At 53.8% G+C, this 13319-nt stretch carries 9 protein-coding genes; all 9 read right to left on the minus strand.

The features are described from left to right. Positions 1-33: 33 nt before the first annotated feature. The 9 genes from A0U92_RS11440 to A0U92_RS11485 all read right to left on the minus strand — a co-directional run bounded on the left by A0U92_RS11440 (position 34) and on the right by A0U92_RS11485 (position 13132). On the minus strand, positions 34-2265 hold the full coding sequence (locus A0U92_RS11440; RefSeq protein ID WP_077813339.1) for an amylo-alpha-1,6-glucosidase: 2232 nt from the start codon (positions 2263-2265) through the stop codon (positions 34-36). A gap of 167 nt (positions 2266-2432) precedes the next feature. Then, entirely contained in the window at positions 2433-3491 is a 1059-nt protein-coding gene (locus A0U92_RS11445) for a transglycosylase SLT domain-containing protein (protein ID WP_077813340.1), read from the minus strand. A gap of 45 nt (positions 3492-3536) precedes the next feature. Beyond that, on the minus strand, positions 3537-4757 hold the full coding sequence (locus A0U92_RS11450) for an NADP-dependent isocitrate dehydrogenase (RefSeq protein WP_077813341.1): 1221 nt from the start codon (positions 4755-4757) through the stop codon (positions 3537-3539). A gap of 227 nt (positions 4758-4984) precedes the next feature. Next, positions 4985-5287, minus strand: coding sequence for a hypothetical protein (locus A0U92_RS11455; protein ID WP_077813342.1), 303 nt, complete (start codon positions 5285-5287; stop codon positions 4985-4987). Positions 5288-7013: 1726 nt separating this feature from the next. After that, entirely contained in the window at positions 7014-8045 is a 1032-nt protein-coding gene (locus A0U92_RS11465; RefSeq protein WP_077813344.1) for an isopenicillin N synthase family dioxygenase, read from the minus strand. Positions 8046-8057: 12 nt separating this feature from the next. Beyond that, positions 8058-8897, minus strand: a complete 840-nt coding sequence (locus tag A0U92_RS11470) for a sugar phosphate isomerase/epimerase family protein (protein ID WP_077813345.1) — start codon at positions 8895-8897, stop codon at positions 8058-8060. Positions 8898-8906: 9 nt separating this feature from the next. Next, positions 8907-11177 (minus strand): TonB-dependent receptor, encoded by a 2271-nt coding sequence (locus A0U92_RS11475; protein WP_077813346.1) that lies wholly within the window; start codon positions 11175-11177, stop codon positions 8907-8909. Between the two features lie 215 nt (positions 11178-11392). Further along, positions 11393-12148, minus strand: coding sequence for a class II aldolase/adducin family protein (locus tag A0U92_RS11480; RefSeq protein WP_077813347.1), 756 nt, complete (start codon positions 12146-12148; stop codon positions 11393-11395). 42 nt (positions 12149-12190) lie between these two features. Then, complete coding sequence (locus tag A0U92_RS11485; RefSeq protein WP_077813348.1) at positions 12191-13132, minus strand: 2-hydroxyacid dehydrogenase; 942 nt, start codon at positions 13130-13132, stop codon at positions 12191-12193. Positions 13133-13319 lie beyond the last annotated feature (187 nt).

Genomic DNA, 13319 nt, shown 5'->3' on the forward strand with positions numbered 1-13319 from the left:
TCTGTTTCCGTCCGTGGTCCCTGAACCGTTTTGCTAATTGATGATCTTCATCTGGATTGAAGCAGAGCGTTCCACAACATTGATGGCAACCTCGTCACCAGCGCGCGCAACCCTGACAGTCAGCCATTCTCCTCCGACAGCCAGATTGAAGAGCTTCAGGGACTGGATTGCTTCGGGCAAAACCGGTCGGACGAATTCGACCGCAACATTGTCGGGATCATAACGCAAGCCTATGACCGCCTGCACCAACGCGGGCAAGGTGGCCGCTGCCCACGCCTGAGGTGAACAGGCCACAGGATAGCGCACCGGCCCTTCTGCCTGACTGCGTGTAAATCCACAGAATAATTCGGGTAAACGACGAAGATCGGTATGCAGCGCGGCATCGCTCAATCCGGAGAAGATAAGAGCCGCCTCTTTTCTCAGACCATGCTTCACAAAACCCATCGCGATCAGGGCATTATCGTGCGGCCATACGGAACCATTGTGATAGGCCATGGGATTATACCGCGCCTCCCCTTCGGGAATGGTCCGGATTCCCCAGCCGGAGAATGATTTTCGATTCATCAGGTTTCGGACGACTTTATCGAGCCTTTCACCCGGCACCATGTCAGTCAGCAATACATGCCCGGCATTTGAAGACCGCACGACACACTGCTGCTTCTTACCATCCAAAGCGATGACGTAGGTTCCGATATCATCATTCCAGAACTTCAGATTGAAAGAGACCCTCAGAGCATCCGCTCTCGTATCCTGATGGGCTGCGTAGGCAGTTTGCCCGAGCCTGCGTCCGATAACAGCCGCAGCACGCCTTGCCGCGTAGACGTAGGCCTGCACTTCACACAGCGCGATCGGTCCTTCGGCTATGGAGCCATCCGCATGGAAAATACTGTCATGGCTGTCCTTCCACCCCTGATTGACAAGTCCATCCTTGTTTTTACGGCCATATTCCACAAAACCGTCACCATCGCGATCGCCGAATCTCTCTATCCAGTCAATCGCCCGCGTAATGTGTGGCCAGAGATGGCTGAGCGTCCCGACATCCCCTGTACGGTCGAGATAAGCTCCCGCCAGCATGACAAACAGCGGTGTGGAATCAATTGAACCATAATAGCGCCTGAAAGGCACTTCCCTGAGTTCAGCCATTTCGCCCAGACGCACTTCATGCAGGATTTTCCCTGGTTCCGCATCAGCCAGAGGATCTTCATGATCAGCCTGATTGACAGCCAGATACTGGAGAACGCCTTTTGCGATCAGTGGGTCGAGCCACAAGGTCTGTAGCGCCGTGATCAGGGCATCCCGCCCAAAAACCGTGCTGTACCAAGGGATACCGGCATAAGGGTATGGACCGGTCTTTTTCTCCGTCAGCAGCATATAGATATCGCAGATGGACCGACGGATCGCCTCATTGAAAGCTTCATTCGACGTGGCGATGGCCGACGCCCGGGATGACGCAGTTCTCAGCGCCCGGCGTGCCGCCACAGCAGCCGAGAGGAAAGTGCGCGCCGGAGGCTGATTACTTTGCTCTCTCTCGGCTGGATCGCACTGGACCTCCAGATGGATCAGCATCTTTTCTCCGGGTTTGATCGCGAAACTGAACGTTGCCCGATCTGTCGATAATGTTTTCGGTTGAGGGCAGAACCGCAGACGGGTTGTCCGGGTGCGATCGTCCAGACCTTTATAGGAAAGAGTGACTGTGTCGTTTTCCAGAACAGGTTGAAGAGATTCACCCCGTCTGGTACGTTTCATGCCTCTTGCTTCGAAAAGATCGGCAAAATCGGCAAAAAACCGCATGTCACAGACAATTTCGTGAGGGATTGTATCAAAATTGCGTATTTCAATCCGCTCGTAGCATCCTCCCTTCCAGAGAAAACGCGATCGCAGCACATGGAGCAGATCATGCGCCAGCCGCGTTCCATTCCGCAGTGACAAATTTTCATTTGTCAAATTCACTGACATCATAATGTTGTTTTCACGAACAACAGACGAGAGGAGAATGGGCCGCTGGTCTTCCAGGCGGAATGTCAGGCCCGACAGGTAGCGTGTGTCACGATAATACAGCCCATCAGCAATATCCTGCCCCCACAGTATGTCTCCGGTCTGATCAAAGACGCCAAAAAGATCATCATTTTTCAGGCAATGCAGCCGTCTGTTCGACAGGATCGCACTCGCCATCGAACTCAGTTCGTCGGAAACAGGTGTAGTATCCGGTTGTTCATCGACAGAAGTATCAATGTGATCGGCAGGACCAGTAGGCTGGGCATCCATGAAAACATACTCCATTCTGTGTCTGGCAGGACAGCAGCAAAGGAAAAATGTATCTTTTTATAAAGTGGCGTTTCTCCGCCATCTGATGCCTAACGCAGCATGAACGCAATGGTCGCTCCAACGGAAGAAAAACTTCCTTACGGATGAGTTATCTTTCCGTCGGCAGCTCAGAACCTCGGCGGAAGGATCATGGCCTGACGCACCATATGCACAGGATTCGCTCGGTAGGATGCCAGCGAACGTCCTCCGCTTTCCCCGCCGAAAAAAGCAGGCCGGGAAGCTGGAGCCGCATATCCGCGTGACGGAGCAGCCGATGGCGCAGGTGCTGCGGCGCTCCCACCACCTCCCCCCATTGAAGCCATGGTGGCGGCCGCTCCCCGAGAGGTCACATAGGGTGTGGTCGGCTGTGTCGAGGGGGCCAGCGGCGACGTGTGATGAGGTGTCATCGCGGTGGACTGTGCAGTGTTATGCGGCACACCCGTGCTGGATGGCATCGTGCTGGACGGCATCGCCCAGGATTCCAGCACTTTCCACTGATAGGCGGACCCGATGTTGGGTGTGAAGGAGTGGTAGGCGGCGGCCGCTCTGGGCCAGCTTCCAGTCCGGCCGAACAATTCGGTCAGGAAACGCGCTGCAAACATGGCGTTTGTAGAGGGATCGAACGCTGCTTCCAGGGAGGGAAAAGCATCGGCATGCTGCTGGAGATTCACCTGCATGCAGCCAACATCAATCGAGCGGATACCCTGCGCCTGAAAAGCGCGAACGGCTTCCATGGCCTCCCGCTTGTTGTCGTAAACATAACCTTTGCCCTGCGCGTTGACCGTCCACGGCCAGGGCACCAGTTCACCATTGACATGACGACCACTCTCGACACGTCCCATGGCGACGAGAAACTGGTCGGGAATCCGGGTGCTACGCTCCGCCATCAGGATGGCGCTTGTGCACAGGCGCGCATCTCCGGGCGCTATGTTCCCCGAGGACTGCATCTGCGCCATTGCAGTCGGCTGTGTCATAGCCGGGGCAGTCGCGCTGGGGGAAGCTGTGTCGCCGGACGCCGCAAACGGCGAAGGAGAGTGTGCAGTCGACCAGAAGGGCTGGCCATTCGCGTCCCGCTGAGCGAAAGGTGGATGCGCTGCCCACGACATGGCTGGAAGCTGGGACTCCGCCCATGCTCCCGAAACCGGTCCAGACACGCACCCGATGGCAAGAAAAAGAAAACGCCGCATCCCAGCAGAATGCGGCGTTTTTCCTAATCAACCGTTAGCAGTGCGTTACGCGCCCCCCAGAGCCTTCTGCAGCCGGGCATCGATCGCATCGAGGAATGGCTGCGTATCGAGCCATTTCGTGCCTTTTCCGACCAGCGCCGCCAGATCCTTGGTCATCTCACCGGCTTCCACGGCCTCGACGCAGACGCGCTCAAGAGTCTCGGCGAATTTCACCACTTCCGGCGTCTCGTCGAACCGGCCGCGATAGGCCAGACCACGGGTCCATGCGTAGATCGAGGCAATCGGATTCGTGCTCGTCGGACGGCCTTTCTGATGTTCGCGATAATGACGTGTCACCGTCCCGTGCGCGGCTTCGGACTCAACGATGGTGCCGGTCGGATCGAGCAGAACGGACGTCATCAGTCCGAGGCTGCCGAAGCCCTGCGCCACGATGTCGCTTTCCACATCGCCGTCGTAGTTTTTACAGGCCCAGACATAACCGCCTTCCCACTTGAGAGCGGAGGCCACCATGTCGTCGATCAGACGGTGCTCATAGGTGATACCCAGCTTTTCGAAATCAGCCTTGAATTCACTGTCATAGATTTCCTGAAACACGTCCTTGAACATGCCGTCATAGGCCTTGAGGATCGTGTTCTTGGTTGAGAGGTAGACCGGGAACTTGCGGTCACGGCCATAGCTCAGCGATGCTCGTGCGAACCCTTCGATGGACGCACGGGTATTGTGCATGCCCAGCGCCACACCCGGTCCCTTGAAGTCATGCACTTCAAGCTCAAGCGGCTCGCCGCCATCGGCTGGCACATAGTTCAGGGTCACCTTGCCGGGACCGGGAATCTTCGTCTCGGCGGCGCGGTAGATGTCGCCGTAAGCATGGCGCCCGATGACGATCGGCTTGCTCCAGTGCGGCACCAGACGCGGCACGTTCGAGCAGATGATCGGCTCACGGAAGATGGTGCCGTCAAGGATGTTGCGGATCGTGCCGTTTGGCGAACGCCACATCTTCTTGAGACCAAACTCCTCAACACGCGCCTCATCCGGCGTGATGGTCGCGCATTTGACGCCCACCCGATACTTCTTGATCGCCTCAGCAGCCTCAACCGTGACCTTGTCATCGGTCCTGTCGCGATTTTCGATCCCGAGGTCATAATATTTCAGGTCAATATCGAGATATGGCAGAATCAGCCTGTCCTTGATGAAGTGCCAGATGATGCGTGTCATCTCGTCGCCATCGAGTTCTACAACCGGGTTTTTGACCTTTATTTTCGCCATAGGACGTGTATTTCCTTCGATAATCGTCACGCTTCAGACCGTGTTTGCGGCGCTGAACAGGTTTTTGGCCTAACACGCCCCCTGACGACGCCCAACGGTCGATCAGGGTATTTTCACTCACATTTGCGATAGGCGTCATACATATAACGCATAAACAGGACTCTCCCGTTTCACTCTTGCGTGAGACGCGTGGCCGAAGCCGTGAACCGCCTCTCCGGCAGAGAGGTTCAGAAAAATGCCCGTATGTTCCCGCCTGCAACAGCCTGCTGCATGCACATATAATGCCCGTTCGGTGTCGCGCCATACCAGAAGCTACCCGGCATATGATAGACATGCGTCTGCTGGTTGACCCAGACTTTCACACACGACTGAGTATCACTGGCCTGCGTAACTTTCTGCGACGGACCGTCATTGTTGACCGCGTGTTGAGCGGCATGCCGTGGACGGTTTGATTGTGCAACCTGACTATCGGCAAAGGCCGCACCGGTCATGCAGGTCATGACACACAGAGCGGCGATATAATGTTTCATATTATCTCTCTGGATTTGATTGAAGGTTAGCTAAACCTTGTAAAATTCGGAGGGATGTGACCAGTAACGGCCCCGTTATGTGTAATAATAAATTTGTGTACTCATATCTTCATTATTTTTATCACAAACACGTCAGACAATTCAGGCACTTATCGACGCGATAGAAATAAAGAAAATAAATTATTACTACACACTCATTCCTTCAAGAGTCAGAACACATTGATTTTCCGCTGGCAATCTGTTTCAGGTTCAGGGAGAGACCTGAGGATGAACGAACTGCACTGACTGACAAGCGCACAAAGGATCTATGTGCGGCCCTTTTCCAAAAAAGAAATGGTCGACCGCGTGCTGAGTGGCATTATCCCTGTTCACCGGGATGCTCTGATCTGGCATGAGGCATCTCGGAATCATGATCGGCTCAAAACACACTACAATCGTTAAAAGCGTCAGTTTTGTATAGGAATTTTCGTGTTGATGATGGACGGGATTTCAATCCGGAAAGCCCAATATCAAACCCTTATGAGTGACACGACAAAAGAAAATACAAACGCCACAATCGCATCGAAATCATCTCGGACTTGTCAGGACTGGCTATATATAGCGATGGTTACTGACAGGTGCCTGACCGCCTTCTTCTCGACCATCTCCTCGCTGCAATCCTCATGTTCAGGCCATGAGTTTCAAGACAAAAATCATAAAATACTCTTGTTTTGGAACTCTCTGAACCGACGATGTTGGAGATCATCTACGAGAAGATCATGTCTGATCAGTCAATGATCCGAAAAAACGTATTCTTATGCTTCTTCCGACCACCTGTTTTCGATGCCATCAATGTCCTGAATATACAAACCGCCAAACAGCAGTTTGATAGTATGGTTATAAACATTGCTGATCATGGTCTTTTTCACATAATGGAAAAACCGTGTGACAGGTTCCGTATCGGCCCTGCGTTCTGTCAGTTCTGTTCCAGTCAGGCTGTTTGCGGATTCCACCACAATAGATGGTCTTTATATTTGCTCCCGAACTCAGACGTTAATGGATAAATATAAAAATTATTGTAATACTCATTCAATTTCACATAACAATGATTAGACTTCAGCATTCCGTCCTTCAAGACCCATCCACAAACATTATCCACCTCACTCGAGGAAAATATGGATCACCGCTATCCAGATCCGGATGGTACAATTTATACATCAGGAACAAGCCCAGGCAATCTGGCCATAAGCATCAACATGGAACCGTGCTGCTATTCCGTCCCTCCGGTATAGGTCTGCGACCTTGGCTTTTCCCGTGACCACAGCGCAAGGACGCCTCAGGCCAAAACCACTGCACAATCAGTCACCCCAGATTGTTCTCTGACATCCCGGACGTTTCGTTCTGATTTCAAAAAGAGTCGGAGATGACTATCTTCCGTCAAGCTTCGTGATGACCCAGTATGAAACAGGGTTTGCAGATTGGAAGCAGACGAAACAAAAATACCCCGCAACGACAGTCTTCATGTGATTAGACCCTCTTTATTGAGAATCCTCTTTATAATCGTAGGGCCATGACGGTCTATTCTGAACATGAAAGACCGTTTCGGGAACCTCCGAGGATGAGAAAACCGTCAGATCAAAAAGCTTGCTGCGAAACGGAATGGAATACGCCCCGGAGCGCCAAGTTCGCGGGGATAAGGTATAAAAATAGTCAAGAAGGACCATACGCGCCGCCTTCAAGAATATTTTTACGCTTTCACCCGCTTGAAATGACCGAATGTCGCCGTTTTACGGGTGCCTTCAGGCCGCTTCAATTCACCGCGTTTTACTTTCTCAACCAGATAACGGTACGTCTGAAGCGCCTGCGCCCACATGTGATCACCGATCATCATCGCCTCGTAAGACGCGCCTTCCCTGTCGAAGGCTGCGAGCGGCTTGATTTCGGTGTGATAGTCGCATGCGTAGAAGAGCGGAAAGGAATAGCGTTCTTCATTAACTTTACGAACACGATGAGCTGTGGCCACAAACTCCCCAGCCGTCATCACTTCAAGCATGTCGCCGATATTGACCACAAAAGCGCCGGGAATGGGTGGAGCATCAATCCAGTCACCATTGCCGTTCATGACTTCAAGGCCCGGTGCATCCGCCAGAAGGATGGTAAAGCATTCATAGTCCGTGTGCGCACCGATGCCTGGTGCGTCCTGGGCTTCACCATCATAGGGGTAATGAATCATGCGCAGTTTTGACGGCGGAAAATTGGCCTTGTCGTCGAATGCGTCCTCCGGCAGGCCGAGAGCCAGAGCAAAGCCACGGAACAGCGTACGTCCGAGAGCAAACACCGCACGATAGTAGGCTTCCGCACGTTCACGAAAATGCGGGAGCGTCGGCCAGTTGTTGGGCCCAAGCAACGGAGTGCCAGCCGTGACCAGCGGATTGTCCGCCGGAACTTCGTAGCCTATATCGAAGGCTTCCTTGTGGTCTGGACGGTCACCGCCATACATCTCCTCGCCTTCGGGGACGAAACCTTTATGCGTGGCGGAGGTACCTATATAATATTTCATCTTCTCATCGAAGGACTCAGCGAAGAAATCCTTCGCCGCCGCGCGGACGCCCGCAATCAGATCGGCGCTGACCGTGTGACCTTCGATATAGAGAAACCCGACCTTGCGGGCGGCGTCACCAAGCTCGCGGGCGACCGCTTCACGATCCGCCAGAGAGTCGGAAAACAGTCCTGCGATGTTGACGCATGGAATGGATGTGAATGTTTCTGTGGCCGTCATGATTTATCAGTCTCAGCTTGTCCAGAGAGCGAACCGATGCTGCTGTTCGGCACCGATCCAGCGATTGAGATCCCAGAGATCCGCTACGGGGGCATTGGTAAATGGCAGTGTATGAAGATAGCCGTCCGGTCCGAATTCAGGCGTCATGGTGGTGACGGTATAGCCGCGTCGCTTCTGTGATTCCCAGACAGACTGCCAGAACTTCTGATGGAACGAAAGCGCGGCAGCGTACTCAGGAGCACCCGGATGCGTGACCTGCGGCCCCTGATCATAGCCGACACGGGCCTGAAGATGATGCACTCTTTCGATGAAAGGCGTGAAATCATCACAAGGATCGTCAAGAAGGCGTTCGCACACAACAATCCAATGGCTGATGTCGGCGGTAAACAGCGCCTCGGGACACTGCCGCAGCACGTCCAGCGTTATCCAGGGCGAGGAGAGGATACGCGATCGATGTGTTTCAAAAACGCACGTAATCCCGGCATCCTTACCCAACTCATGAGCCGTATTGATAAATTCGGCCTGCTGACTCGCGTCCCAGCGATCATTGCCACCGAGCACGTTGACAAAGCGTGGCTTAAGGACAACAGCTCTGTCCAGGCATCCACGGAAGTCTTCGATATGATCAGCAATAGTCGCTGACTGTCGTGGAATAATTCCTCCCCCAGTCAGGGCGATGGCAATGTAAGGGACACCATTACCCTGCAGCACAGTGGCGTTTTCCATCGCCTCCGCCCTGGTCAGAGGGATACGAGCTTCCAGACCGGTAAACCCGGCCTCACGCGTTTCCGGAATGATATCCGCCCAGTTCCGCGTGTCGCCCCATAACGTTCTGAAAAGTTCCAGTTTCATAAATGATCTTCAGAAGTTGTATCGCAGGTCGCAGCCCACCCAGCGCGGTGTCTGGAGATACTGCACTCGGCTGTTGTCACTGCCTGTATAGGAGTAAGTATTGCCGTGATTGTTCAGCATGTTGTCGACATAGACAGCGGCTGTCCATTTTCCTGTCTTCGGGCCGACCTCAAGGCGCATACCCATTGAGCTGATCTTGCTGGTCTGGCCGTTCGGATCGCCGAGGGCGACCAGCATGTTGTCCTTCCACGTATAATTGACCTGTACGGATGCACGATAATCGTGTGTAATATCAATACCGTAACGTGCATAGGCGCTCCATGAGAAACGAGGCGCAAACGGCAGCGCCGAGTGAGCATCCACGTTCGAGAGAAGCGGCAGACCGGCGATATTCGTTACTGACGAAATAGAACGACCATCAAGATAAGCGAAGGAGCCGCTCAGATCGAGATTGGGGACCAGATTGTGAAGGGTGCCGCTCAGTTCACCGCCACGCGTTCTGGCCCGGGGGATCGGACCGAGACTGAGCGACGTGATGTTACCCGGCATTTCAGCGACGAACAGGGTCTGACGGTTGTGATATTCGTAGTCAAACAGAGAACCTTCAAGAATGACCTTGTCGTGGAACAGGCTTGTCTTGGCGCCGATTTCATAGGCGATCAGATTTTCGGGGCGGACATAATCCAGTGCACTCGGAGAACTGACTGGTCCTGCGAAGTAGGAGCCTGCCTTGTAGCCGTTCGAAATCGTGCCATAGACGAGCGTGCCAGGCACGATTGTGTAACGAAGACCGACTTTACCAGTAAAGCGCTCATAGGTGTGATTGCTGTTCAAATAGCTGAGCGAGGAGCCGGGAATACCTGTGAGAGCACCACCATCATCATGTGTGCCACCGTGAAAACCACGTTCGTCATAGGACAGGCGACCACTTGCGATGAAATCAAGGCCTTTGACAATATTGGTGACAGTGTTGACGTAAAGACCCGTCGACAGATTCTGCTGCACAAAATGATCCGTCAAAGTGCCGTTCGGATTATCCAGCAGGAAGGAACGATAGCTGGTATAGGCGCCATTGATCTTGTCGTATGACTCAAACACACCTACCGTCAGATGAAGGCGATCGGCGATCGTCGTGCGCAGATGCATATCATGTGACTGCACAATGTAGGTATCGTTCCAGTGATAATCGCCGACATTCACGGATTCACCGTCATAGTTGTCGTAATTGCTACGGCGGTAGAAATCGATACCGGTGGCTGACGTGAATGTGCCCCAGTCGAATCGACGTGTGAAATTGAGACCGACGCCGCCGCCGTTCTCGTCACGGGAGACACGGTTGTTACCAACATTCACTGCATTGTTCTTGGCATTTGGACCGACGCCATAGGTGCCGACGGGCACATTATTCATCTGGTCCGTATTGGTGTCCTGCGGCGACATCGGTGTTCCGCGATCACGGGTATAGTGGATATTCAGCAGAAGGGAGGAGCGGTCATCGAGATCAAAGCGGGTCTGGTTGCGCAGGCCGAGCAGATCCTGTGCGCCATAAAGCCTGTGGGTATTGACGTCGTGCTGCCAGCCATCACCCTTGATATAGCTGAAGGAAAATCGGTTAAAAATACGATCGGTGATGGGAACATTGATCGCCCCCTTCGAGGTATTGGTGTTATAGCTGCTGTAACCCCAGTTTAAAAATCCACCGAACTTGCTTGACGGTTTTACAGACTCCACATTGATGGAACCGCCTGTCGTGCTGCGGCCATATTCGAAGCCCTGAGGTCCTTTCTCGACACTGACCGTCTGCACGTCATACATCTGGCCGTTGTACAGGACAGGGTAAGGTGCGAAGACGCCATCCTGATAGATACCGATACCGCCCATATTGGTGCCGATATAATCGTCCAGCCCGATACCACGGATGGAGAAGATCGGCGTACTGCCGGAAACGGCATTCACGGCAGTGACGCCGGGGATAAACGCCGCAATTTCCTTGGGGCTGACAATATGGAACTGTTCGAGCTGACGACCACTCAGCGTGTTCACGGTATTGGCCATCTGATGAAAACGACGCGTGCGGGAACTGGTGACGGTAATCGCTTCCGGATCGGCCTTCGCCGCAACCCGTGTTTTTGGAACTTTTTTCACAGACTGCGAAGAATGCTGTGCATTTTTATCATGGCTTGACGCTGCTGCGGCCGTAGCGATCGGGCTGGCTGCACAGAGCAGGGAAGCAGTGAAAAGAGCGTGGCGAGACGGACGGGAACGGAACACAACTCTCATCGGATGCCCTTGGCTGACTGCTTAATTGTTTCGATTAGATAAGAATATCCGATGCGTGTTCGTTACGAAGCTCCAAAAGCTCACTTTAGTGTCACAAATTCTTTCTGAAAAACAACACAGCCGTCCAACACGAACGAAGAAGCCTTCCATGCTGAAAATTACGCCTGTTTTCAGGAGCAGAACACCCGGATGACGCGGCATCCGGGCCGTGGAAATCAGCTCCGATAGTCAGGCTGTTCGCGGTCGAGCTTGCGTTTGAGGGCGGCCCAGGGAAGCTCGCCCTGATCTTCATCCTTCTCAAACTGCTCACGTGCGCGCAGGACGTAACTCTCCGGAGGAAGAGCCGGAGGAACACCGGTCGACTGCACTGCGACCTGAATGCGACAGACCTGCTCCAGATACCAGGTCCGGTAGAATGTCTGCGCCACTGTCGAGCCGACCGTCAGCAGCCCATGATTCTGCAAAATCAGACCGATATTGTCGCCAAGATCGCGAACAAGCCGCTCCCGTTCGCTGAGATTGTCGTCAGCCGCGATTCCTTCGTAACCATGAAAACCGATTCGGCCGTAAAATTCCATACTCATCTGATTGACCGGGAGGATTCCCGTGGTCTGGGCAGCAATCGTCATGCCTGCCAGTGTATGTGTGTGCATGACACAGGCAGCATCGGGGCGCGCCCGGTGCACGGCGGAATGAATGACAAATCCAGCCGGGTTCACCGGCCAGCTTGTTTCCTGCTTCGAATGACCTTCGGCATCCACCACAACCAGAGAACTGGCCGTGATTTCCTCGAACAGAAACCCGTAAGGATTGACGAGAAAGCGATGGTCTTCGCCCGGAAGCCGCACAGAAAGGTGCGTGTAGATGAGGTCCGTCATGCCGAACATCGCCAGCAGGCGATAGGCTGCGGCCAGATCTTCTCGAAGCGTCCGCTCATCCTGCGCAGACGACGGGGCGGAAGATATCTGCATGTTACCTGTCCTTCTCACACAGCGATGGAGTTCTATATTTGCTCAGTAGCCACGTTCAGGCCGATAAAGGAGCGACGGCGTCGATCCTTCTTCCAGCTCTTTTATTGCCTGTGCGACATAGGCAGCCTGCGCGTCGCGCGACGCTTCCGATGCCATATGGGGCGTCAGAGTAATGCGCGGATGGTCCCACAAGGGAGAGTCGGCAGGCAACGGCTCAGTCGCCACCACATCAAGCACGGCTCCACTCAGTCGCCTCGAATCCAGCGCCATCAGAAGGTCTTCCTCAATCACATGATCGCCCCTCCCCACATTGATAAAACCGGCGCCCGGTTTCAGGCGGGACAGCAGTTCAGCATCAATGATGTGACGGGTCCGGGGAGTGCTGGGCAAAAGATTCACGAGGATATCAACAGAAGAAAGAAAATCAGGCAGACCTTCTTCGCCGAAAAACAGGGGAATATGCTTTTCCTCGCGTGCGCTACGGCACCATGCGGAAACAATAAAACCTGCTGCCGCCAACCGACGTGCGACGGCAGCCCCGAGATTGCCAAATCCGAGAATGCCGACCCGTGTTTCCGCACTGTTGCGAAAAACAGGATTGCGATTCCAGACATGCTGTTCCTGCTGGCGCGTCCAGTTCTTTGCATCTCGCAACAGGCTGATCGTCGCCCACATCACATAGTCCGCCATCAGCACGGCCGTCTGGTCGCCACCCATGCGCACCAGAGGCACATGTGCTGGAAAATCCGGCCGGTTGACCAGATGATTGACCCCTGCCCCCGTGCTCAGGATGGCGCGCATGCCGGCCATACGGGTCATTTCACCTGTCGCGGGCTCCCAGACCAGAACGTAGTCCGCATCTGCGGGATCAAACGCAGGATCAAACCAGGAGATCGTCGGGAGATCCGGAGCAACTCGGACAAAGGCATCCCGCCAACCCGCCCAGGCTTCTGGTCCATCAGCACTGATAGCAAGCCTTTTCATCCCTTTCTCCGTGTCCCGCGATACTCATTCTGATAGTGAAACATACAGTATAGAAGAAAGAGCTGCATTTCCATAGCGCTCAATATGACTTTGCCATTTCCTTAAGTGGACAAGCTGACACAATCGTTTATCCAGCTTGTACGCCGGGTTCAGTTTAGCAATCGCAAAAGTGATGTTACCCAAAAGC

This window comes from Acetobacter aceti (assembly GCF_002005445.1).
Taxonomy (GTDB): Bacteria; Pseudomonadota; Alphaproteobacteria; order Acetobacterales; family Acetobacteraceae; genus Acetobacter; species Acetobacter aceti_B.

Excerpts from the sequence above, each read along its gene's own strand:
- A0U92_RS11440 (WP_077813339.1), bottom strand. The coding sequence starts at position 2,265 with ATGGATGCCCAGCCTACTGGTCCTGCCGATCACATTGATACTTCTGTC.
- A0U92_RS11445 (WP_077813340.1), bottom strand. The coding sequence starts at position 3,491 with ATGCGGCGTTTTCTTTTTCTTGCCATCGGGTGCGTGTCTGGACCGGTT.
- A0U92_RS11450 (WP_077813341.1), bottom strand. The coding sequence starts at position 4,757 with ATGGCGAAAATAAAGGTCAAAAACCCGGTTGTAGAACTCGATGGCGAC.
- A0U92_RS11455 (WP_077813342.1), bottom strand. The coding sequence starts at position 5,287 with ATGAAACATTATATCGCCGCTCTGTGTGTCATGACCTGCATGACCGGT.
- A0U92_RS11465 (WP_077813344.1), bottom strand. The coding sequence starts at position 8,045 with ATGACGGCCACAGAAACATTCACATCCATTCCATGCGTCAACATCGCA.
- A0U92_RS11470 (WP_077813345.1), bottom strand. The coding sequence starts at position 8,897 with ATGAAACTGGAACTTTTCAGAACGTTATGGGGCGACACGCGGAACTGG.
- A0U92_RS11475 (WP_077813346.1), bottom strand. The coding sequence starts at position 11,177 with ATGAGAGTTGTGTTCCGTTCCCGTCCGTCTCGCCACGCTCTTTTCACT.
- A0U92_RS11480 (WP_077813347.1), bottom strand. The coding sequence starts at position 12,148 with ATGCAGATATCTTCCGCCCCGTCGTCTGCGCAGGATGAGCGGACGCTT.
- A0U92_RS11485 (WP_077813348.1), bottom strand. The coding sequence starts at position 13,132 with ATGAAAAGGCTTGCTATCAGTGCTGATGGACCAGAAGCCTGGGCGGGT.